The organism is Paenibacillus tepidiphilus, from assembly GCF_008635795.1.
GTDB classification, from domain to species: Bacteria; Bacillota; Bacilli; order Paenibacillales; family Paenibacillaceae; genus Paenibacillus_AQ; species Paenibacillus_AQ tepidiphilus.
On the sequence record NZ_VWRQ01000001.1, the window covers coordinates 429,130 to 452,470 of the forward strand.

Annotated in this window: 23 protein-coding genes; 19 read left to right on the top strand and 4 right to left on the bottom strand. The window is 51.4% G+C overall.

Going from position 1 to position 23,341, the window contains the following annotated elements; all coding sequences use genetic code 11:
* Positions 1–2: 2 nt before the first annotated feature.
* From F1379_RS01930 to F1379_RS01970, 10 genes are all read left to right on the top strand, one after another.
* Positions 3–1,052, top strand: coding sequence for a hypothetical protein (locus tag F1379_RS01930; protein ID WP_150265725.1), 1,050 nt, complete (start codon positions 3–5; stop codon positions 1,050–1,052).
* An 11-nt stretch (positions 1,053–1,063) separates the two neighbouring features.
* Positions 1,064–1,933, top strand: coding sequence for a hypothetical protein (locus F1379_RS01935; protein WP_150265727.1), 870 nt, complete (start codon positions 1,064–1,066; stop codon positions 1,931–1,933).
* An 82-nt stretch (positions 1,934–2,015) separates the two neighbouring features.
* Positions 2,016–2,225 (top strand): hypothetical protein, encoded by a 210-nt coding sequence (locus F1379_RS01940; RefSeq protein ID WP_150265729.1) that lies wholly within the window; start codon positions 2,016–2,018, stop codon positions 2,223–2,225.
* Between the two features lie 4 nt (positions 2,226–2,229).
* Positions 2,230–2,373 carry a hypothetical protein gene (locus tag F1379_RS29675; RefSeq protein WP_162551055.1) on the top strand — a complete coding sequence of 48 codons (144 nt, stop codon included), beginning with the start codon at positions 2,230–2,232 and terminating at the stop codon, positions 2,371–2,373.
* A 12-nt stretch (positions 2,374–2,385) separates the two neighbouring features.
* On the top strand, positions 2,386–2,766 hold the full coding sequence (locus F1379_RS01945) for a hypothetical protein (RefSeq protein ID WP_150265731.1): 381 nt from the start codon (positions 2,386–2,388) through the stop codon (positions 2,764–2,766).
* A gap of 19 nt (positions 2,767–2,785) precedes the next feature.
* Positions 2,786–3,283 carry a hypothetical protein gene (locus F1379_RS01950; RefSeq protein WP_150265734.1) on the top strand — a complete coding sequence of 166 codons (498 nt, stop codon included), beginning with the start codon at positions 2,786–2,788 and terminating at the stop codon, positions 3,281–3,283.
* Positions 3,284–3,311: 28 nt separating this feature from the next.
* A complete protein-coding gene (locus tag F1379_RS01955; RefSeq protein ID WP_150265736.1) occupies positions 3,312–3,506 on the top strand; it encodes a hypothetical protein in 195 nt (64 codons plus the stop codon).
* 49 nt (positions 3,507–3,555) lie between these two features.
* Positions 3,556–4,200: a hypothetical protein gene (locus F1379_RS01960; RefSeq protein ID WP_150265738.1), complete on the top strand. Its 645-nt coding sequence runs from the start codon at positions 3,556–3,558 to the stop codon at positions 4,198–4,200.
* Position 4,201: 1 nt separating this feature from the next.
* Positions 4,202–6,505, top strand: coding sequence for a hypothetical protein (locus F1379_RS01965; RefSeq protein WP_150265740.1), 2,304 nt, complete (start codon positions 4,202–4,204; stop codon positions 6,503–6,505).
* Between the two features lie 828 nt (positions 6,506–7,333).
* Entirely contained in the window at positions 7,334–10,423 is a 3,090-nt protein-coding gene (locus F1379_RS01970) for a hypothetical protein (protein ID WP_150265742.1), read from the top strand.
* Positions 10,424–10,555: 132 nt separating this feature from the next.
* Here the strand turns inward: F1379_RS01970 and F1379_RS01975 are convergent, their stop codons facing one another.
* Positions 10,556–11,173 (bottom strand): hypothetical protein, encoded by a 618-nt coding sequence (locus F1379_RS01975; RefSeq protein WP_203457006.1) that lies wholly within the window; start codon positions 11,171–11,173, stop codon positions 10,556–10,558.
* Positions 11,174–11,453: 280 nt separating this feature from the next.
* Between F1379_RS01975 and tkt the strand changes: the two genes are divergently transcribed.
* Complete coding sequence (tkt, locus tag F1379_RS01980) at positions 11,454–13,505, top strand: transketolase (protein ID WP_150265744.1); 2,052 nt, start codon at positions 11,454–11,456, stop codon at positions 13,503–13,505.
* A 36-nt stretch (positions 13,506–13,541) separates the two neighbouring features.
* A complete protein-coding gene (gene ppnP, locus F1379_RS01985; protein ID WP_150265746.1) occupies positions 13,542–13,859 on the top strand; it encodes a pyrimidine/purine nucleoside phosphorylase in 318 nt (105 codons plus the stop codon).
* 202 nt (positions 13,860–14,061) lie between these two features.
* On the opposite strand, the gene F1379_RS01990 is transcribed toward ppnP, so the two are convergent.
* Together F1379_RS01990 and F1379_RS01995 are read right to left on the bottom strand one after the other, a co-directional pair.
* A complete protein-coding gene (locus tag F1379_RS01990; protein WP_150265748.1) occupies positions 14,062–14,490 on the bottom strand; it encodes a GNAT family N-acetyltransferase in 429 nt (142 codons plus the stop codon).
* 221 nt (positions 14,491–14,711) lie between these two features.
* A complete protein-coding gene (locus tag F1379_RS01995; RefSeq protein ID WP_150265750.1) occupies positions 14,712–15,659 on the bottom strand; it encodes an NAD(P)-dependent oxidoreductase in 948 nt (315 codons plus the stop codon).
* A 206-nt stretch (positions 15,660–15,865) separates the two neighbouring features.
* Here F1379_RS01995 and F1379_RS02000 point away from each other — a divergent pair, with 206 nt between their 5' ends.
* The 3 genes from F1379_RS02000 to F1379_RS02010 all read left to right on the top strand — a co-directional run bounded on the left by F1379_RS02000 (position 15,866) and on the right by F1379_RS02010 (position 18,577).
* Positions 15,866–17,221, top strand: a complete 1,356-nt coding sequence (locus tag F1379_RS02000; RefSeq protein ID WP_150265752.1) for a glucose-6-phosphate isomerase — start codon at positions 15,866–15,868, stop codon at positions 17,219–17,221.
* Positions 17,222–17,359: 138 nt separating this feature from the next.
* On the top strand, positions 17,360–17,992 hold the full coding sequence (locus F1379_RS02005) for a YigZ family protein (RefSeq protein ID WP_150265754.1): 633 nt from the start codon (positions 17,360–17,362) through the stop codon (positions 17,990–17,992).
* A 3-nt stretch (positions 17,993–17,995) separates the two neighbouring features.
* Positions 17,996–18,577, top strand: coding sequence for a TetR/AcrR family transcriptional regulator (locus F1379_RS02010; protein ID WP_150265756.1), 582 nt, complete (start codon positions 17,996–17,998; stop codon positions 18,575–18,577).
* A 140-nt stretch (positions 18,578–18,717) separates the two neighbouring features.
* On the opposite strand, the gene F1379_RS02015 is transcribed toward F1379_RS02010, so the two are convergent.
* Complete coding sequence (locus tag F1379_RS02015) at positions 18,718–19,119, bottom strand: secondary thiamine-phosphate synthase enzyme YjbQ (protein ID WP_150265758.1); 402 nt, start codon at positions 19,117–19,119, stop codon at positions 18,718–18,720.
* Between the two features lie 193 nt (positions 19,120–19,312).
* Between F1379_RS02015 and cysT the strand changes: the two genes are divergently transcribed.
* The 4 genes from cysT (at position 19,313) to F1379_RS02035 (ending at position 23,268) form a co-directional block, all read left to right on the top strand.
* A complete protein-coding gene (gene cysT / locus F1379_RS02020) occupies positions 19,313–20,128 on the top strand; it encodes a sulfate ABC transporter permease subunit CysT (RefSeq protein ID WP_150265760.1) in 816 nt (271 codons plus the stop codon).
* Complete coding sequence (locus tag F1379_RS02025; RefSeq protein WP_150265762.1) at positions 20,125–20,922, top strand: sulfate ABC transporter permease subunit; 798 nt, start codon at positions 20,125–20,127, stop codon at positions 20,920–20,922. Before cysT ends, F1379_RS02025 begins: the two co-directional genes overlap by 4 nt.
* A 1-nt stretch (position 20,923) precedes the next feature.
* A complete protein-coding gene (locus F1379_RS02030) occupies positions 20,924–21,988 on the top strand; it encodes a sulfate/molybdate ABC transporter ATP-binding protein (RefSeq protein ID WP_150265764.1) in 1,065 nt (354 codons plus the stop codon).
* Between the two features lie 203 nt (positions 21,989–22,191).
* Positions 22,192–23,268 (top strand): sulfate ABC transporter substrate-binding protein, encoded by a 1,077-nt coding sequence (locus tag F1379_RS02035; RefSeq protein WP_203457007.1) that lies wholly within the window; start codon positions 22,192–22,194, stop codon positions 23,266–23,268.
* The last annotated feature ends 73 nt before the right edge of the window (positions 23,269–23,341 follow it).

Below are 23,341 nucleotides of genomic sequence, written 5' to 3' on the forward strand. Positions count from 1 at the left end.
CCATGGCGTTACTGTTATCCCTGCTCCGCTTCGTCTTCCACTTGATCGTTGTGCTCGGTCTGTGGCTGCTGATTAAACCACTGATTGAGCGGCAACTGCAGCAGTTTGGACGGAAGGTGGATTTCCGGTTGAGCGCGGGGAGGAGCCGGGTGGGACAAAGAGTCAGCGGTCTGCAGAACCGCAAGGGTCTGAGCCGCCATCTGGATGATTTGCTTTATTTTGCGGACCGCAAGTACGAGCCGGGTATCAGCATGCTGCGGTTCGCCATGCGTACCGTGTTCGTGTTTGCCGCGGTATTTCTATCCGCCCTGCTGACGCTGAAGGAGCTGCCGGGGCAAATGAGCTTTCATAATCCCTTTCTTGAAGGGATGGCCTTTAACGAAGGCGGGCCTGTAAAGGGGGCGTGGCGGCTGCTGCTGTTCCTGGCGATCATTTCGGCCAGCATTCCTTATTTGCGGATGCGGTATAACTATACCCAGCGGCAGGTGCGCGGAAGCTATGATCTGCTAGAAGTCACGACAATTGCCGCAAAGTTCACCCATCTGTCGGCCGATTCTATCTTGTCCAGAACAGGCGAACTGCTCAGCGAAGAGAATGTGCTGAGAACTCCGCTGCGGCTGCTGGGAGCGGCTTTTGCCAACTACAGCAATGAGCATGAGCTTTCAGCGGAAGCAAGCCGTTTCTCGGCGGCGATTGGTACTACTTTTGCCGTGGAATTTGTCTCCGATTTATTGTACTGCGAGAAGGAGGGCACCCGCCATCTCAAGAGCTCCCTGCTCCTGCTGAATCGCTCTATGGAACAACAGCGCGAGACGATTCTCGCGGTCAAAGCGGGCAGCAGGGATGCGATCAGCCTGGGGCTGTACGGGAACCTCGTCGTGCTGGTAGCTTCAGTCGGAACCTTTATGTACATGCTGCGGCCAAGCGTGTATTTCAAGCTGCAATTTCAAACGACGGTCGGTTTAAGCTTTCTGATGGTGATCATTACCGGCCTGTTCGTGTCTTTCTTGATCAGTACCATACTGTCCAGGCCCAAACTGGACTACCACTAAGGTGATGAACGATGGAGAGATTACTTCTATTAATGGCTGTACTGGGTGTTGTGTACCTGGCATTGCTTGTGTTTGTAAGCAGCAGCAGTAAGCAGGAACGGTATATGCTCCGGCTCGGGATAAAGTGGAAAGCGCTGGGGGAGAAGGTCCACAATGAGCAGCTGCAGAGAACCCTCAATCAAAGTGGTCTGACCCTCTCTGCCGGCAAATTAATACTGTTCCGCTATTCGGCAGCCTTGATTTATTTGGCGCTTAAGGTCATCAGCGGCTTTATCAAGCAGCTTCCCCTGTCTTTGTCCGAGCTGCTCATTGCAGCGCTCATTCTGCTTGTCACCAGTCCCAACCGTTATCTGCCGTTTGGCTGGCTGCTGGCTTGGCTGCAACGGCGGACGCTGATTCAAAAGGACGGTGAACTGATCTCTTTTATCCGTCTATACGAGAACAACCGGCTCCGCAAACGGGGATATGTGCAATTTGGCGCTTTCTGCACCGGGGTAGCCGCTCATTTCCTTCACATCCGCCAGGATCTGTATGAGCTGTCCGAACGCGCGGTGGATGAAGGGACGGAGCAGGCGATTGAATGGTTCTGCGGACAATTCCCTGCCGGGCATCCGTTTATCAATGATATCCGTTCGATCCTGCTCGCTACCGAGGGGATGGATGATGATACGGAAGCCGCGAACTATCTGCGGGAGCAAGGTCAGATCATTGCCAAAATCTCCAGCGACCAATACCTGAAGAAATGGTCTACAATCGGTGACCTCGCGACGATTATCAATGTGATACCCTCGATCGCCACCTTTCTGATGATTGTCTCACTGGCGATGCAATACATTCTGCTGATTAAAGGTAATTTTGACGGCGTAGGGCTGTTTCAGTGATAGCTGCAGGGATACGGCATACAATTTTTTGTTATTTTCAAGCATGATTTAAAAATATACAATGAAAAGGGAGATATTAACAATGAAAAAGGATGCCATCTCTACCGGTCTTTTTATCGCGATAGGTTTTCTGTGTGTGGCCATAGTCATCGCCGTATTAATTCCTGTCGTAAGGAGTGTGATCAATGCCGCGGACGATAACCGGCCCACCATTCCCGGCGTATCGACTTCGCTCCTTGAAGAAGTGAAGCTGCCGGGACAAATATACGGCAATCTGACGCTAGAGGCTTAGAGCTATGATCAAGGATACGATTTCCATCGCGTTATTTCTGGCTATCGGCTTTGTCATTGCCGGGATATTCATTTCGGCGGCAACGGATATGATTGGCGGAAGCCAGGATGATATTATTACGCACACCAAACAAGTGGAGCAGTATTAGGAGGCGGCCGCTGTGAAGGAAACCGTCCTCCGGGCGTTATTTATGTGGCTGGTGCTGTTCATTATTTTGCAGCCGATTTTTACGTATATTGATTACTTGCTCGACCTGCAGGTCAAAGCTAACACCTCCTATATCACACAGAAGGCGGCAACGGAAGGGCGGGTTACCGACTCTATGCGCAGCGAGGTTATTGCAAATCTGGCGGCGGTCGGCATACCGGAGGCATCGATTTCGATCACCAGCAGCACTGCTTCTGTGCAGCAAAGAAAACAGCGCATTGATGTCTATGTGACAGCCTCGCGGGTGAATCTGTTCCCCTATAATTTTTCGGGAGCTTCACAGCCTACCCGCTATTACGGCCATGGTTCAATTATGAGCGAATATCTCGACTGATTAGGGATGGTATTGCACGATGGACTATATTATTAAGCTTGCTTTCGTGCTAGTGGTGTTTCTGTATTCCTGGCTGTTTCAGATTCAGAATCAGGAGTGGGACATGCTGCGCAGCATGCTGAAGGACGCCGGTAACATTGCCGTACACGATGCCTCGCAGGAACTGAATGGAAATGCCCTGTCCCAAGGCCGGCTGCTGATTGATTACACCGAAGCGTATGCTACTTTTCACAAGTCTCTCCGGCTCAATATGGGATTGGACGAGTCTCTCACGCCTTTGCCGGGCAGCCGGTTTCATGAGCAGGTGCGGATTATCAAGTTCGAGGTTGTGGATGAGTCGACCGGGGTGAGCTTTCCGTTTCTCTACGAGGACCCGGCCTATGGCATCACTAAATACCTTCAAGGCCCGGCGGTCATTGCCGTCATTGAGACGGAGCATCCGGTGGTTATCGCAAGAACCAAGACACAGGGGCCGATTAGGGTCCCGGCGGTCCAGGAATACAAGCTGAATCCATGAAATTATGTATAGAGAGGAGAGCTTTCCATTGAAAAATGATGCGATCTCAACAGGCCTGTTCATCGCCATAGGGTTTCTCTGTGTCGCCATCGTCATCGCCATACTCATTCCTGTCGTCCGTGACGTAATCGACGATGCCGACGACAACAAACCGACGATTCCGTCGGTAATGTTATATGAAAAGCAGAAAGGAGGGCATGAAGAGGCTTATCTGAAGGTATAGATTGTTACGGTATATACAATTTAAATACATAATGAGGGGATAGATATTAATGAAAAAATATATGGGACAAACAATGCTCAAAGCAGCTTTGGCAACTTCGATGTTATTTGTAGTGGTACCCTTCCAACAAAACGGTATAACCCGGGTTACGGCATCGGCTGCCGGTGCTGTAGCTTCGGCGGGGGCAACCACAGCGCCTAAGCCTACGGCTGCGCCGATTATGAGAGATAATCTCTCGAAGTATGGGCTGGAGAAGGTTGTGGATCTGCCGGTTACCATAACTGCTGGTGGGTTTAGCTACACCCTTGAGAAAATTATGATTTATGAATCAGCGTCTAAAACAGCCCAAGAGCTGATTAAGAAATACGGGTACTATGGGGATGAAAAATATTTTATATGGACTAAAATTTCTATAGAAAACAACAGTAAATCAGTTTTGCAGTTTAGCTCGAAAGATTTAAGTGACAAATGGCGATTATATTTTGGGGAAATGGCTTTTACAAACATGCCCCAAAAACTTGTTAAAACCGTAAATAGCAAAGATGCTTTGTGGACTTGGAAGCTTAATCCTGGCCAAAAACTATCTACCTACCAAGCCTTTTTGTATGATGATGTTCTCGGAAAGTTTTATATAAGTCTTCACCTCCCAAATAATCAAACATTTAAAGTGATTGCCCAGCCAAAAGGTAATTAGTATGAAAAAAACAACAATTTGTTTTGCATTTTTAATGGTCATGTTTTGCTGTTTATTGCAGCCATCTATAAATTTTGTCCAAGCTGCCGATTCGAAATCCTCCTCAGTGACTATTCCGACCCAAACAGGACTAATAGGAACGGGAAATAGTTCGAAAACATTCATCATTGATCTTCCAAATGGTGTAAGTAGTTCAGCAATTAAGGCAGGCACCCTTAAATACAATGGGAATAATAGTGTAGTTGGATCGATTGCTATTGAGAATGGGAAAATTAAAATCACTCTAAAGGGCAATACCCAAGAAAAAACTTATAATCTTGTAGGAAAAAATCTTGTAACTCAACCTGATGGAAGTAAGCTGATTCAGAACTTTTTAACTACTCCAGGCAACTCGATCTGGCGATATTCAGACGGAAAACGTTGGCAGATTAACGACTATAATTCTGATCGTGATCGCAATGAGACCCATGATGTTAAGGCGGGAGACTCCTCAGTTCCTTCTAGTAAACCTCCTTTAACACCTGTAATGACAAAGGCAGTTCCTGCTGCTCCCGACACAGCTTACTGGTATACAGAGGATGAAACAACGACGGTACCTTACTCAAATGTTGTACAATCGAGTATTAAACTTAACCCTTTAGAAGTTCTAAGGGATACAGCAACTGTGAGTATTAAAAATAACAAATTTATTATTAGTTATAAGGTACCATCTGCCAGATATGTAGAAGAAGAGGTACCCGAAGGTTTTGACAAAGGCGAGTGGGTAGAAGGCCGTTTATATTATGTGACCTTACCCTATTACTACAAAGCAACCGCCAAAGTCACCACCTACAGCTATGCCGGCAATATTACCTTCGACTACGCCTTGCCGGAAGGCCCACATTTAAGCGGATATGTATCAGTGCTCAAGCCTGATCCTAATCCTGCGAAGTTTGCCAATGCCGATGTGGAGGTACAGCTTTCTTTAAAGGGAGAATTGGCAAATTATACGGACACCTCAAACATCAAAGAGTGGGTATTCTACGCCAGAGAAGCAGAAAAGGTACTGTCAGATACCCAAGTCAGCCCATCCAAAACACTATCCAATTCAACAGGAAAACCCTTTGTTTTTAAAATACCCAAGGAGAAGATCGCTGGCGTACCAGGAAACTATCAGCAGAAGTATGCACTTTCTGTAAGGGTTCGCTTCATTAATCCGGTGGTTACCAAAACAGGGATCATCGCTGATTTGCTTATGAATTTAGATACTACCATCGAGGTCTACAAAGACAAACCCAGCATTGATTACCCGGATGTAGAGAAACCAACGACTCCTAAAGGCAAGCCGCCTGTGGCTTCGATTTTTGCTCCACCAATTGTTAAGGCTGGTGATGAAGTTCAAGCGAATGGCTCGGGTTCATATGATCCGGACGGTAAAATTATCGGGTATCATTTTGCCTCGGATGGCGCTAATTTCGTGGGATACACTCCAACCGGCGCGCAGGCTACGTTGTGGTACCCTTCAACCAGACTGGGGCAACAATCCATTGGACTGACGGTTGTCGATAATGATTTCATGACCGATGATGCCGGGACGTTTGTAGAGGTCATTGAGCCGCTGCCTGAAGCAGGCTTAGAGGTAGCCGGCACGCTGAAGGAGAATCGAAAGGTCGAATTGCGAAGTACAAGCACCAGTCCCACGCATTACCCGATTGTCCATTCCAAGACAGTGATTACCATTACAGCTGTCTCCGGCTCGGGAGGAGATAATGCAGCCATTAAATACAGCGGAAGCTTAAACGGGGGAACGGTAAAGGATCTACTCTTTAAGCAGGCCGGTCTCTACAAGGCTACCATATCCGTAGAGAATACACTGGGCTATAAAGATAGCAGCGAAATTACGTTTGAGATTGCTCCCGATGAACCGCCGCATATCTATTTTTCGGTTCCTGGGAGGGTCTACCGGGACCCGCTGAACGGAAATAAGGCAAACATAGCAATCGACGATCTGTCCTTTTCGCCTGATGGGGATTTCATTGATCAGCGCAGCTGGGAATATCGCTATGATTCCGATAATGACGGCAGCTTCACGGATGAGTCCTGGGTGATGTTCAGCAGCGGCAACGAGCATCAACTGAATCTGACGCTGACTGAGGTTGGAAAATATGAGATCCGGCATGCCGCATATGAATCGTTTGGGCAGCCTACGATCAGCGGGTTTATTACTGCTGCGGATCGTCGTTTTGCAGACTCCGGCAGTCAGCCATTGGACGAGAAGGTGGTTGAGGTCCTGAATCTTGCTCCGGACGGAGACTGGGCATGGTAGAGCAGGCAAATCGATCCGCCATGGCAGAGCGAAGATGCTGCCGATGATGTGAAGGGAATGACAAGGGAAGGAACTCATATGTATAAAAAATTCAAAGCAAAAGTTTGTTTATTTTTCGCCATGCTATTTTTTCTCGTTCCCCTTCTGGATATTGGGCCAGGGAATAACAGGGCAAATGCGCTTGATACTGACATCATTCAATACAACGATATCATTGTCCCGGCATGGGGGCCAACTAATGATGCCTATCAAATATCTAATACTCTTCATAGTTCTACTACGAAGAACACCCTTACCTTTCATTTTCCCGAAATTAAAATTAGTAATATTTCATATAATAAAAAGACAAACCGAATGACCTATATTGTCCATGACATTCCTTATTATATGAACCTTTACAGACGGGAGGGAGGAAATGGACTTAACGAGCATTATTACTCATGGAACTTTGGTGCTGAGTTAAAAATCAGTGTTTTTGCCCCTAATCAATATTTTGATAACACGATATTCTACAGTGTTGCTGATCTGTCGTATAGCGCAGGTTGGATCAATGATGGTCTTACTTATTATTTCCGGCACGAAAAATCAGGGAATCTTTTAGAGGGAGCCTACATTGCAGCAAATGGTACTGGCGGATACTACGATTATGTACTGACGGAAGAGCCGAATCGTATACAATTTGGGTACAGAGTCAGTGATAGTGTGAGTTATCCGCCTTACATGGGAGGAGGTTCACTCGGTTATCATTCGCACTTAAATCAATTTGATGTTTATTTGCAAAAAAACACCGCGCCTACGCTATCCCTCACTACGCCGAGCGGGCAAACCTTGCTGAATGACACCGGAATGAGCTCGCTGAACATTGCTGGCTATGTTCAAGATGCAGATAACAACGATATTACGTTAAGTGCAGAGATAGCGAATGTGCTCTATAAAAAAATCACTGTCCCCAGTGCCGGCTCGACCAAGGCCTTTTCGATCCCTATTGATATGCTTGCGGATGCAATTCCGCCAGGGGATTATACGCTCTTAGTAAAGGCGGTTGATCCTTCCAATGCATCGGCCTCTGCCTCCATGAGCTTTAGGGTCAGGCAGAGGCTGAAGCGGAACATGTTTGTGCTGATCAACAGCCCAATCACCAGCAACACCACGTATACGGATTATGAAGGGGACACCAAGTACGCGGAACGGTATAAGTACCAGCATGATCCGAACCTGTTCGATAACAGTATGGGCATGATTGCCGATTCCGGAAGCTGGCGCTCTGCGCCTTACGAGTCATTTCCCTTCACCGGCAACTATATTGCTACCTATCAACCTCGGGATAACCCGAAGCTGGACAACCGCTTTGACGAATACCGGATGTGGGGGAGGGATAACATCTCGCAGCTAAGCTTCCAGGTGCACCGCAAGCCGGTAGCGTTATTTGCAGCCAAGAGTGTCGGTGGAGTCCTGCAAGTCACTGACAGCTCCTATGATCAGGACCACATTACCCGTATTGACAAAGGACTTAGGGAATGGCAGTGGCAGTACAGGAAAGGGGACGCTCAGTTGTGGACGGACGGGCTGCCTGCAGGAAGCTTATCGGCAACCGATGTCTATCAGTTCAGGCTTCGGGTCCGTGATATTGACGGCGAGAATGCGATTGGCGTGTGGAGTGATTGGTGTGTCCGTTCTGTAGGAAGCGCAGCAGGTAACTTGCCTCCGGTTGCGATGTTCACTGTAGAACCGGGAAACATCTCTTACCGTAAAGCTACAACTATAACGGATAAATCTTTTGATCCGGACAATGATCCTCTGGACACCTACCAATGGACCGTCGTGAAAAATAGTTCGCAAACGGTCTGGTCATACTCCGGCAATAAGCGGGTTCCGCCGAATATTGCCGGTTATGGCACCGGCAGTTATACAGTCACTTTGAAGGTGCGGGATAACCGCGCACTTTGGTCTGAAGCCTACAGCCAGAACGTAACGGTAATGAATCATCCGCCGGTGGCCATATTCAATATGCCGATGGAAGTATACCGCGACACCGTAATTGAACCGGAGAACCTTTCGCCGAATCCGGACGAGGATGGAGACAACCTGATCTATTCCTGGAAAACAGCCAATCGTGGGGGAACGGCGTACACGGTGAGTACAGCAAGGTCTCCGGGACTGTCGATCCAAAGCGTTATTGATGCTTACAGTCTGGTGCCTAAGCAGGCTGTTTCGGACCATTGGGAAATGAAGCTATCCGTCTCCGACGGTTCGTTGAGTTCGGTGGCCACGCAGACCTTCTCGGTGCTCAATCACACGCCGGTAGCAGAGATTGAAGGCCCGGCTGCCGCTTATCAATTCGATACCGGCACGTTCAATTCACTGTCCGGCGATGAGGATACGGCCGACCAGAGCAGCCTGCGCTACTATTGGCAGGTTACGGACAGCGGCGGTCTAATGAAGAGCTACAGCAGCAAAGCTATCAGGCTGAGCTTTCCGGAAAGCGGAATCTACCATATCGAGCATTGGGTTATTGACCAGATCGGAGCCAAATCCAATGTGGCTGTGCTGGATATAAAAGTCGCTGCAAACCAGGCGCCGGCGATGGCAATAACGGCCCCGGCAGGAACATTGGCGGCACCGACCGTAATTGATGCCCAGATGGAAGGCGATCCGTTGATTAAATGGACATATACTGACCCTGAAGGCGATCCGCAGGAGAAGTACCAGCTGCAGTTCTTTTTGACGAAGAGCGATCTGTTGGCCAAGACGATAGAGAACGCTGATCCAGGCGGTATATTGCGGCAGTATCAGGTACCCAACCTGACATTTGAACGGTTCGAGTATTATTATCTTTTTGGGCGGGCGTATTCGAAGGGTTCTTGGTCCGAGGCGTCTAATCAAAGGGCCTTTATTATCGACAACCCTCCGCAGCCAGGCTTTACATTATTCACGGATAACGGGCGCAATGCGGCTGCAGGGCCAATCTACCGGACGGATGTGCTGAACATCGGCGGTACAGCTACGGATGCGGACATTCCGCAAGGGGACAGCATCAGCTACAGATATTATCTGAAGCCGGCCGGTGGCAGTGAGGGGCTGGCTAGCGGGCAGGCAAGCTTCGGTAAGCAGTTTACCTCTAACGGCGTATTCGTCTTGCGGCAAGTCGTTACCGATTCCCTCGGACTTACACGGGAGCTCTCGCACAACATTACGGTGGCTAACCGGCTGCCAACTGTCAGTCTTACATATCCGGTGAGCGACACTCCAACGGTTCCGTCGGTTATTAACACGCTGACTCCGGTCATCAAGTGGGACTATCAGGATGCGGATAATGATGAGCAGCAGCAGTTTAAGGTTCGTATTATCCGTCTGAGTGACGGCAGCATCAAGGCTCAGTCGGGTGAACAGATATCCGGCGCCAAGCAATGGAATATACCGGCAGGCCTATTACAGGAGAACGAGATCTATGCGGCGGAGGTAGAGGTCTATGACGGCTATAGCTGGGGCGTTGTATCACCGCGCAAGTATTTTATGGTGAACCTGCTGACGGTAAGGGGAGCGGTGCAGCATACGGCGGAGTGGAACGAGAACCGGCAGGCCTTCAATGTGAAGGCAAGCGGAAATCCGGAGAGCCCGCGGGGATATACTGTTTTTTGGGCGGGAGAGAGGTTTGTGCTGCAGGCGAATACGACAGGGCTGCCGGATACGGTAGTGGTCACAATGAGCGGAGGGTATACCACTTCGCTGTCACCGGCAAATAGTGGGCGGACAGTGTGGACGGGAGAACTATACCATCCGGCTTTTGAACAGTTGCCTGAAGGTCCGCTGAGCTTTATCTTTACGGCAAGTAACTCCTATAACACCAAGACAGATACGGTCACTGTTACAATACTCGGAGACTGGAGTCAATATTTTCGCAGCCACAGAATAAAATAAGCAGTCTTCATACGCCGGCTGAGAGGGTACGAGGACTGCTGCGGCAATCTGTTAAAGCTTAAGCAAGGACAGGGTTCAGGCGAAGGCCGGCCTTGGTCCTTGCTTTTTGGTTGCCCGGACTCCGGCTGAACCTTACACTCTTTTCACGATACCGCCGGGATAAGGATAACTGCTGTATGTACGGATGGCATGCCTGCCGGCAGGAAGGGCCTCGCCAAATCTACTGCTTAAATAATAGGTGAGATTGCCTTTGTAAATCTTGTGGGCGCGCAAAGAGGCCGCGAAATCCTCGGGGGTTACAAAGCACGAAGGCTTGGGAACCGGCTGAAACGCACTCTCTTCCAGAATGGAAGCGACGAAATGAGAGCAAAAATAGGCGTTTTCTTTTTCAAACTCAATATTTAATAGAACGCCGAGCAGGCCTAGCATATGGTAGCTGTATACCTCCTGCTGCTGCATCATCCGCTGCACCCGGTTATGCATCGCGGCATATTCTTCGCTGCTGACAGTGACCTGATAGATTGCGCAGTCCGTTTTTCTGTAAAAGGGATGACTGAAATTCTCGCGGATGAGTCCAGCTACAAAAGGGTTATGGCATGTCTTGCGGCCGAAGCTGTACACGTCCTGCAGTTCACTGTCAAAGGCGATGGAGGCATGGTTAAGCTCGGCCCGGGTAAAGCATTGAATAAATTTGCTGAACAAGGTTCCTGTTGCGGTAAGCACTATGTATATATTTTTATGATCGCCCATATGTATCCCCCTTACCTTTGCAATATTTGGAGCTGAATGTCGGCTTTAGTATCTTCATCTTACTGTATAATCCAGGCTGGGGAAACAAACTTTAGTCTTAAATCGAAACTAGACCAAAGGCTAAGTCCGCCAAAAACGGTGAAGCAGCATATAACTGTCATGTTCGGGAAAAAATAAGGCGTTTGTTGCTGCGGACAAAAACAATATTGGTAATGCTTCCACATTAGTGATACAATAATAGTCAAAATGACATTCTTGATTTTAGAGGAGGATCTATTGCATGACAGATCAAAAGGCAAAAGAACAAGCGATCCATAAAGATGAGAATTCTGTAGTGGATAACTTGGCCATCACCACCATCCGTACTTTAGCAATCGATGCCATTGAAAAAGCTAACTCCGGTCATCCGGGCATGCCGATGGGCTCCGCACCAATGGGCTACCAGCTGTTCGCCAAGAGCATGAATCATAATCCGGATCACCCGACATGGGTTAACCGCGACCGTTTTGTGCTGTCCGCAGGACATGGTTCCATGCTGCTGTACAGCTTGCTGCACCTGAGCGGCTATGACCTGCCGATGGAAGAATTGAAGCAGTTCCGCCAATGGGGCAGCCTGACTCCGGGACATCCGGAATTCGGTCACACTGCCGGTGTTGACGCCACTACGGGTCCGCTGGGACAAGGGATCGGCATGGCTGTAGGTATGGCTATGGCTGAAGCACAGCTCGCAGCTACCTACAACAAAGACGAATATAATGTAGTAGACCACTATACTTATGCCATTTGCGGCGACGGCGACCTGATGGAAGGCATTTCTTCGGAATCCGCTTCCCTGGCCGGACATCTGCAGTTGGGCAAACTGATCGTACTGTACGATTCCAATGATATCTCCCTGGACGGCAAGCTGAACCTGGCCTTCTCGGAGAATGTGGCCAAGCGCTTTGAGGCTTACGGCTGGCAGGTGCTGCGTGTAGAAGACGGTAATGATCTGCCGGCGATTGCCCAGGCGATTGCCGACGGACAAGCAGAGAGCGGCAAGCCGACTCTGATTGAAGTGAAGACAGTGATCGGTTACGGCAGCCCGAACAAACAGGGTAAAGGCGGCCATGGCGGTACGCACGGTTCCCCGCTGGGTGCCGACGAAGCCAAGCTGACCAAAGAATTTTACAAATGGGTATATGAAGAAGACTTCTATGTACCTGATGAAGTGCGTGCCCGTTTTGCCGAAGTGAAAGAGAACGGCATTGCCGCCAACAAAGCATGGGATGAGAAATTCGCTGCTTACAAAGCGGCTTATCCGGAGCTTGCCGCCCAGTTCGAAACTGCGGTGAACGGTGATCTGCCTGAAGGCTGGGATGCCCAATTGCCGTTCTTCACAGCTGAAGACAAAGCAGTATCCACCCGCGTCGCTTCCGGTAATGCCCTGAACGGACTGGCTGCAGGCATTCCGCAGCTCGTAGGCGGTTCGGCTGACCTGGAAAGCTCCACGATGACTCACTTGAAGGGTCTGACCCAGTTCACCTCCGAATCCTACGACGGCCGCAACATCTATTTCGGCGTCCGCGAATTCGGTATGGCTGCTGCCATGAACGGTATTGCGCTGCACAGCGGCCTCAAGGTATTCGGCGGAACCTTCTTCGTATTTACGGACTATCTGCGTCCGGCGGTTCGTCTGGCTTCGATTATGAAGCTGCCGGTGACTTATGTGCTGACGCATGACAGTATCGCTGTCGGCGAAGACGGCCCGACGCATGAACCGATTGAACAATTGGCTTCCCTGCGCATTATTCCGGGTCTGACGGTGATCCGTCCGGCTGATGCCAACGAAACCTCCGCTGCCTGGGCTTACGCTGTAGAGAACAAATCCAATCCGGTAGCGCTGGTATTGACCCGCCAAAATCTGCCGATCCTCGAAGGAACGGTAGAAGGTGTCCGCGAGAACATCAAACGCGGCGGATATGTAGTCTCCGACGCCAAGAACGGCAAGCCGCAGGCGCAGATTATTGCGACCGGATCGGAAGTGCAGCTGGCTGTGAAGGCACAGGCTGTTCTGGCCGAAGAAGGCATCGAGGTGCGCGTCATCAGCTTGCCAAGCTGGGATCTGTTCGAGAAGCAGGACAAGGCATACCGCGATTCCGTGATCCTGCCTGACGTTAAGGCCCGTCTGGCTGTGGAAATGGCGCAGACCTTCGGCTGGGAACGTTATGTCGGCGATCAGGGCGACATTCTCGGCATCACCACCTTCGGCGCTTCCGCGCCTGGGGACAAAGTAATGAAGGAATATGGCTTTACGGTGGAGAATGTTGTTAGCCGCGTAAAAGCCCTGCTATAATAGAGCGGAAGTAAAGACAAGGGGGAGAGCATGCATATGAGTCAGTTCACCAACGCAACCATTCAGAAAGCAGCCAATATCTACTATGATGGAAAAGTAACCAGCCGTACCGTTTTCCTGCAGGACGGAACCAAGGTGACACTTGGCATTATGCTGCCCGGTGTGTATGAATTCGGCACCGACGGTCCCGAGACGATGGAAATCCTCTCCGGCGATTTGAAAGTGCTGCTTCCCGGCGCAGATGTCTGGAAGGAGATCAAGGGAACCGATACATTCCATGTTCCCGGCAACTCCAAATTTGCGCTTGAAGTGTTCGCATTAACTGATTATTGCTGTTCTTACCCGGTTTTGTAGTTTTGTTATAGGAACGAGGAAGCTCCGCATTCGCGCGGAGCTTCCTTTTTGTTATGAAGTGTTAGTTACAACACGATTGGTAAATTTAGTATTGATTTACCTTGAATGATTGTGTTATTTTATGATAGGAACATATGTTTGTTTTTTTGGAAAAAATATATAAAGAATGGCTCGCCAGAGTGGCTGAAGCTGCTGTCCAAGACTAAAGATATAGCTCATATTCGAAGAAGCTGTCTTCGCTGTCCGGAATGTGGCTGACATTGCTCTGCACAAAGCCAAGCTGCGTATACAAATGCTGGTTCCTTACCGCCCATGAAGGTGTGTCGAGAGACCATTTGCGTGCTGCGGGGTAACGGCCGAACAAGCAGCGGATGGCCTCACGCCCAAGCCCGCGGTTCTGATAGCCGGGATCAATATAAATCCGGACCAGATGGTATTCCTCTTCGCCGGGGGCATAAACAAGCGCTCCGCCAATGATCCGGCCGCAGTCCAGAAGCTTGTAATAATGCCCTTTATCCATCATTTCATTCTGCCAGTTCACGGAGTCATAGCCCGGCGGGCCGCTGTTTTCGGGTCTCTGATAGTGCTGCGCATCTGCATCAAAGGCTCGCTTTTGGATTTCGGTTAACACAGCCGCATCCTGCGGAGAGGCGATTTCAACTTCCAGCGTTGCTGCTTCACTTCCTTGGAATAGTGTAATAATAATGCTTGTATCTTATTGGCCTCTTGATAGATGTGTCAATTAGCTTTGTTATCTGCAGCTGGAAGGAAGCTGTAATTCGAAGTCTTATGCTATAAAAGAATTCTTATGCTATAAAAAAGACACAGCCGGTTTCCGGCTGTGCCTGTCTGCTACTCTTTGTCGACGTCGGCGCCAATCTTCTGGCCGATCCATTCTTCATAGGTTTTGACCACGGCGGAGAGATCTTCATCTCCCAAGCCCTTGGTATAGCCCGCCTGGAACAGGCTCTTGGCCAGCCCCAGCATCGGAGCAGGAACTCCGGTAGAATCGCTCAGCGCGGATGCCAGCTTGAGGTCCTTCAGCATGAGACCCAGCGAGAACTGGTTGCTGAAATCATCGCCGATAATCTTGCGGCCCTTCAGTTCCGCCTGCTTGCTGCCGGCAGAGCCGTTCTGGACAAGCTCAAGGAATTTGTCGGCCGGAACACCTGACTTCACGGCAATCGAGAAGCCCTCGGCCAGCGCAACGTTATGGATACCGACCATGGTGTTATGTGCCAGCTTGGCGGCTGCACCGCTGCCATTGCCGCCCATATGAAGCAGCAGCCGGCCCATTGTATCGAATACGTCGCGGTGCGCTTCGATAACCTCGGCGCTGCCGCCGACCATGAACACCAGCGTGCCGTCGATGGCTGCCGGCTTGCTGCCGGTGACCGGCGCATCGAGGAAGCTGGCGCCGCGTTCTTCCACTGCTGCGGCAATCTCCCGGACCAGTCCGGGCGAAATCGTACTGGAGTCGATGACCGCTGCGCCGGGCTTCAGATTCTCCAGAATGCCGTCCTTGCCATAGAATACTTCCCGAATCGAATCGTCGTTGCTGATCATGGTAATAATAACATCCTTGTCGGCCGCCGCTTCCGCCGGTGTGGCCGCTGCAAGCGCGCCTTCGTCAACCAGAGGCTGACATTTGGCTGCAGTGCGGTTATAGACGGTAACCTGGTAACCGCTGCGCAGCAGATTGGAAGCCATAGGCGCACCCATCGTTCCGAGTCCGATAAAGCCGATCTTCTTCATGAAGCTCTCCACCTTTGTCGTGTGATTTCTGCAATTAATGTTCATTCTATCACGCTACAGGGGCATGTTCCATACTGCCGGGAGTGTCTTTCATAACAGGAAACGCTTCCATGTAATTGCCGCAAACTTGCGGCAATTCGCCAGGGCTGTGCCTTATGACCTTGCCAGTCGTAGCAAATTAAAGTATCCTATTATAAAGTTGTAACAAACGGTGTTAACCAAAGAGATCATACAGGAGGTAACCATTACCGATGTCCAAAAAGATTAAATTTGACTACAGCAAGGCGCTTTCCTTCTTCAACCAGCAGGAAATCGACTATTTCGCCGCTCCAGTGAAGCTGGCCCATGAGCAGCTGCACAACAAGACTGGCGCAGGTTCCGACTTCCTGGGCTGGATCGACCTCCCGGGCGCTTATGACAAGGAAGAGTTCGCCCGTATCCAGCAGGCTGCGAAGAAAATCCAGAGCGATTCCGACGTGCTGATCGTCATCGGTATCGGCGGTTCTTATCTGGGTGCCCGCGCCGCCATCGAGGCGCTGTCGCATTCCTTCTACAATAACCTGACCAAGGACCAGCGTAAGACTCCGGAAATTTATTTTGCCGGTAACAATATCAGCTCTACATATATCACCCACCTGCTTGAGCTTGTAGAAGGCAAAGACTTCTCCGTCAATGTCATCTCCAAATCGGGTACAACGACTGAACCGGCGATTGCCTTCCGTATCTTCCGTGCGGCGCTGGAGAAGAAATACGGCAAGGAAGAAGCACGCAAGCGGATCTACGCCACAACGGACAAAGAGAAGGGCGCACTGAAGAAGCTGGCTACTGAAGAAGGCTACGAGTCCTTCATCATCCCGGATGACGTAGGCGGACGCTACTCTGTGCTGACTCCGGTAGGCCTGCTGCCGATCGCGGTTGCCGGTATCAACATTGAAGAAATGATGCAAGGCGCGGCGGCTGCAGCCGATGAGTTCAACAATCCGGATGTGGCTACCAACCAGGCATACCAGTATGCGGCTGTACGTAACGCCTTGTACCGCAAAGGCAAGACTACGGAAATTCTCGTCAACTACGAGCCATCCCTGCATTTTGTATCCGAATGGTGGAAACAGCTGTACGGCGAAAGCGAAGGCAAGGATTTCAAAGGCATCTACCCTTCCTCCGTGGATTTCTCGACCGACCTGCACTCGATGGGCCAGTTCATCCAGGAGGGCAACCGGAATATCTTTGAAACGGTGATCCAGGTAGAAGAAGTGCGCCATCACATTACGCTGGAGACGGACCCGGATGATCTGGACGGCCTGAACTTCCTCGCCGGACAGACCGTGGATTTCGTCAACAAGAAAGCCTTCCAGGGTACATTGCTGGCTCATACAGACGGACAGGTACCGAACCTGGTTGTGACCATTCCGGACCAGACGCCTTATACATTCGGATATCTGGTGTACTTCTTTGAAATAGCCTGCGGTATCAGCGGATATCTGCTGGGCGTGAATCCGTTTGACCAACCGGGCGTGGAGGCATACAAGAAGAACATGTTTGCACTGCTGGGCAAACCGGGCTACGAGAAGGAGAAAGCCGAACTCGAAGCCAGACTCACCGAGTAGACCGAAGAACTGACAAACGCAGAATATTCATAGCATGATAGCCATCAGGGAGCAGTCCAAAGGTAAGGGAATTCATACCGCGGGCTGCTCCTGACCTTTATATTTAAGTCATTATTTAACCAGAAGGACTGGAATACAATGCTGGAACAATACCGGACGGTGCGTGCTCCCGGCTCCCGGGAAATCGTAATCCGTAAATCACGCTTTATCGGCCATTGTCTGCCGGTAGAGACCGAGGAAGAAGCGCTGCAGTTTATCGAGGACATCAAGAAGCAGCACTGGAATGCCACGCATAACTGCTCCGCTTATATGATCGGTGAAAGAGACGAGATTCAGAGACAGTCGGACGACGGGGAACCGAGTGGAACGGCCGGTAAACCGATTTTGGAAGTAATCCGCAACCAGAATGTTAAAAATGTCGCAATTGTCGTCACCCGTTATTTCGGAGGGATTATGCTTGGGGCCGGCGGATTGATCCGGGCCTATACGGACGGCGCAGTAGCTGCGCTGGAAGCCGGAGAGGTCATTACCCGGGTGCTGAGGCGGGAAGTATTCGTGGATATCGACTACACCTGGCTGGGCAAGGTGGAGAATGAGCTGCGCAACCGGAACTTTCTGACCGGCGAAACCTCCTTCACCGACAGGGTGAAGCTGCTGTGTCTCCCGCGAAATGATGAAGCCGACAATTTCAAGGCATGGATAACGGATCTGACCCAAGGGCAAGCCCTGGTGACGGAAGGGCGGCGGCTTTACTACAGCGAAGGGGAATAGAAGATGGCAAGAAGAGCAGTGGAGCAGGAATTGTCGAGGGAACGAATACTCGAGGCAGCCAGACATCTGTTTATCACCAAAGGCTACAGGGCGATATCCATGCGAAGCATCGGTCAGCATCTGGGATACAGCCATGGCTCCCTCTACTATCATTTCAAGGAAAAGGCGGAGTTGTTCTACGCCATTGTTGTCGAGGATTTCAACCATGTTGCCGCACTGCTCAATCAGGTCATGTATAAACCGCTCGAACCCGGAATGACCCGGGTAGAGCAGCTGATCATGGAGTTTATCCGGTTCGGGCTGGATCATCCGCACCAGTATGAGATTATGTTTATGATCCGCGATGAAGAACTCCTGACGTATTGCCGGGCGGAACAGGGACGATGTTTTGAGCTCTTTGCCGGGATCGTGCGCCGCCATATGAAGGATGAAGGGTATGTGTCAGAGGATTGGCAGAGCGTGCCGCTGACCTTGTTCTTATCCGCCCACGGATTTATTTCCTATTACATTCAGGACAAAGTCAGTTTCGACGATGTCGAGCCGTTAGCGTTAGCCCATGTAAAAGTACTGAGCCGCAGCTTGTAGAGGAAAGGTTCTTTTTTTCATCTTTACGCTTTAGGACGTTGCAATGGTATAACTTTGATTTGCGAAAGTGCCAGGAACTGATTTTTATGCAGAAGGCGGCGGCCCGGCAATGAACCGGGCTGCCGCCTCTTTGCGTGGAATCAGCCTTCGATAATCTTCAGATAGCATTTGCGGTTTCTGGGGCCGTCGAACTCACAGAAGTAAATACCCTGCCAGCGGCCAAGCAGCAGCTCGCCGTCATGAATGATAATGCTTTGCGACGGGCCGGCGGTAATAGACTTGAGGTGTGAGGCGGTATTGCCCTCGCTGTGCCGGTATTTCGGGTGCTCCCATGGATAAACTTCATCAAGGCGCATCAGCACATCATGCTTGACATCGGGATCGGCATTCTCGTTAATGGCAATCCCGGCGGTCGTATGTGGACAATAGACGACAGCAATGCCGTTCTTAACCCCGCTTTTGTTGACAAAGGATAGCACTTCACGGGTAATGTCGCGGAGTTCGTCCCGCCCCTTGGTTGAAATGTCCAGCGTATGCAGCATGGTTTGATTTCCCCTTTCAGTCTGGCGATTAACGGATAATTTATTTTACCCCAAAAGCGCAGGAAAGTAATTGACGTCAACAAGGTGCTTTGGTAAAGTAGTGATAATATTAAACCAAGTATATTAATAGGATTAATGCTGGGTGTAAAAGATCGTAAACCGACCGGTAAGCCGGAGGTAGGAGGCTTAGAATTTGAACTCGCTGCTTAGACACAGGGGCTGGACCTGGGGATTCCGCACTACTATTCTGCTGTATTTCGTCATTCTGATTGTGCTGCCGATACTGGGAGTCTACTACAATTCCTTTTCACAAGGCTTTAGCGGGTTTGTGGAGAGCGTAAGCGACCCCATTGCCTGGAAGTCGGTGCTGCTAACCCTGAAGCTGGCTGTCCTCGCTACCGTGATTAATGTTCTGCTGGGCACGATGATTGCCTGGGTGCTGATCCGCTATCAATTTCCCGGCAAAGCACTGCTGAACAGTCTTGTAGACCTGCCCTTTGCACTGCCGACGGCGGTCGGGGGGCTGATGATCCTCCTGCTGCTCGGTCCGGGCAGCCTGATTGGCGGCCTGGCCGAATCGCTTGGCTTCGAGATCGTCTTCCACCAGCCGGCTATCGTCATCGCCATGGTGTTTGTCACGTTCCCGTTTGTAATCCGCGCGGTGCAGCCGCTGCTGGAGGAGCTTGATCCCTCGGAGGAGGAAGCGGCGTACACGATGGGGGCCGCCAGCCCCCGGGTGTTCCGGGAGATCATTCTGCCGTCGATGGCACCGGGGATGATCAGCGGAGGCATGCTGGCCTTCTCACGGGCACTGGCCGAGTTCGGAGCTGTTGTGCTGGTGGCAGGCAATATTCCCGGGCGGACGCTTGTCTCCTCCGTGTTCATTTACGGCGAGGTAGAGAGCGATAACCCCGCAGGTGCCGCAGCGGTTTCGATTATTCTCCTGACCCTGTCCTTCCTTATTCTCTGGCTGATTAATTTGGCGCAGATGAGGGGGAGACGAGCATGAGGAGATTATGGATTACACTGACTTATATTGTTTTTTTCGTGCTGATTGCCGCTCCTCTCGGAAAAATGGCGACCAATGCCTTCAGCGGCGGCTTCAGCGGCTTCCGGGAAGCGTTGGCCCGCCCGGAAGCGCTGCACGCGCTCATGATGACCGGGCTTGTGGTGATAGTGGTTACCCTGCTGAATACTTTGTTCGGTATCATGCTGGCACTGTATCTGGTGCGGGCCGACTGGCTGAGCCGCCGCATAAAGGGCTTCCTGAACAGCATTGTGGATCTGCCTTATGCCGTATCACCGGTCATCGGGGGTCTGATGATTGTACTTCTCTTAGGCCCGGACAGCGCCTTGGGCGGACTGCTTGAGCAAGTCGGGCTGAAGATTGTGTACGCTTTTCCGGGAATGGTCATTGCGACGCTGTTTGTGACCTTTCCGCTGATGGTCAGAGAAATTATGCCGGTGCTGCAGGAGATCGGTGCCCAGCAGGAAGAGGCAGCCTCGACGCTAGGTGCGTACGGCTGGACGACCTTCTGGAAGGTGACCTGGCCCTCCATCCGCTGGGCGGTGGCATACGGAGTTATCTTGACGGTGGCCCGCTCCTTGGGCGAATTCGGCGCCGTGCTGGTCGTTTCAGGCAATATCATGAACAAGACACAGACAGCAACCACGCTGGTCTATCAGGATGTCGAGAATTTCAATGTTACGGCGGCGGGCGGTATTGCACTGGTGCTGGCCGCTTTCTCCGCCGGGCTGCTGCTGCTCATGGAATGGAGCAAGAGAAGAAAGGAAGTGCATTGATATGCATGTGGAGGTTCGGGGACTAAATAAGCATTTTGGAGATTTCCATGCTGTAAAGGACGTTAGCTTCGGCATTGCCAAAGGTCATCTGATCGGCCTGCTCGGACCGAGCGGCGGCGGCAAGACGTCGATTCTGCGTATGCTTGCGGGACTGGAGACGCCGGATGGCGGGGAGATCGTGTTCCACGGCAAAACGGTCAACAATCTGCCTCCGCAGGAGCGGGAGATCGGGTTTGTATTCCAGAACTATGCACTGTTCAAGCATATGACCGTGTATGACAATATTGCCTTTGGCCTCAAGGTCAAGAAGGCGAACAAGAACGCAATCCGTGACCGTGTACAGGAGCTGGTGGAGCTCACCGGGCTAAAAGGCTTCGAGAAGCGTTATCCGCATCAGCTTTCGGGCGGGCAGCGGCAGCGGGTGGCATTTGCCCGGGCGCTGGCTCCCGAGCCGCAGCTTCTGCTGCTGGATGAGCCGTTCGCGGCGATTGATGCCAAGATCCGCCAGGAGCTGCGTTCCTGGCTGCGCGAGCTGATTGAGCGTGTAGGCATCACTTCAATCTTCGTTACGCATGACCAGGATGAAGCGATTGAAGTAGCCGATGAAATTATGATCATCAGCCAAGGGCGGCTGGAGCAAAAAGGCACTCCGTGGGATATCTATAAGGAGCCGAAGACTCCGTTCGTTGCTACCTTTATCGGCGAATCTACACTGATCGAGAACGCCGATGAGCTCAAGGGCTTCAAGAACGCCGGCGGCAGCAAGCCGACCAAGGCGCTGATCCGCCCCGAGTACATCGAGGTGGGCCAACTGAACGAATTCAAAATGGCCTCCGCCACAGAACAGGGCATCGTGCGGCATTTGCATTTCCGCGGCAGCGAATGGCTGGTAGAGGTGGAAGTGAACGGCCATAAGCTGACAACCTACCGGTCCCTGGAGAAGGAGACCTTGCAGCCGGGCCAGGAGATTGCGGTGCTGGTGCACCGCGCATACCTGTTCAACGACGATCGGAGCTGGATTCAGGAGAACGGACTGAAGGAAGACCCGATGCCGGTATTTATTTAATAAGTGGAGTACCTGAATAAGCTACCAAGAGAAGCACCACTTTGTGGGGATGAAAAGTATGGGGTCCCCGCAAAGTACCTGAATAAGCTATCAAGAGAAGTACCACTTTGTGGGGATGAAAAGTATGGGGCCCCCGCAAAGTATCTGAATCGACTTCGAAGAAATACATCACTTTGTGGGGTATATAAAGGAGGGTCGCCGGAATGGAGCCACGAAGAAGGAGCAGACGACTGCACGGATGGCTGGCTGGTATGCTGCTGGTTCTGCTCACGGTTGTCGCTGCCGGCTGCGCAGGCCAGGACAGCGGGGCTGACACGCAGGGGCAGGAGCCGGTACAGGACGGCGATCTGACGCTGGTTATCGGCGCGTACAGTGTTGTGAAGGATGCGATGGGCGAGATTCTGCCTTTGTTCGCAGCGGAATGGAAGGCCAAGACCGGACAAACCCTGGCCTTCCAGGAATCCTATGAAGCCTCGGGTACCCAGGCCAGAGCCATTGCCGGCGGCTTCGAGGCGGATGTGACGCTGCTGGCGCTGGAGGGGGATGTCGGGAAGCTGGTTAAGGCCGGGTTGGTGCAGGAGAACTGGAAGGATAGAGGCGCAGCCGGTATGATTACCCGCTCGGTGGTGGCTTTGGGTACCCGCGAGGGCAACCCGAAGGGCATCAAGGATTTCGCCGATTTGGCAAAGCCGGGCGTGAAGGTGCTGTATCCGAATCCGAAGACCTCCGGCGGGGCGCAGTGGGATATCAACGCCATTTATGGCGCAGGTCTCAAGATGTCCGAGGAACAGACGGGGCAGAAGGACCCTGCGGCCGCCAAGGCTTTTCTGGAGAGTATCCATGCCAATGTAGAGTCGCTCGACAAGAGCGGGCGAGCCTCCATGGCTGCATTCGAATACGGCGTAGGCGACGTCATCGTTACCTATGAGAATGAGCTGCTGGCGCGGATCGCCCAAGGCGTGAACTATGAAGTCATTATTCCGGATAATACGATTCTGATAGAGAACCCGGCAGCCGTAGTTGATCAATATGTCGACGAACGCGGCACGCGCGCGGCTGCTGAGGCGCTGGTTGATTTCCTCACCACGCCGCAGGCGCAGGAAGTATTCGCCGCGCACGGCTTCCGTCCGGTAGACGAGCAGGTGTATGCCGCTAATGAAAGCCGTTATCCCGTACCGGCAGGCTTATTCGACATTGCTTATCTCGGCGGGTGGAGTGAAGTGCGCGAAACGCTATATTCGAAGCGCGGAGTCTGGTACCAAGTGCTGGCCGGGATCTAAGGACATAGCGACCTGTAAGCCGTATTCGCGGAGTCTCCGCGAGTGCGGCTTTTTGCTGATTACAATCAGGAGG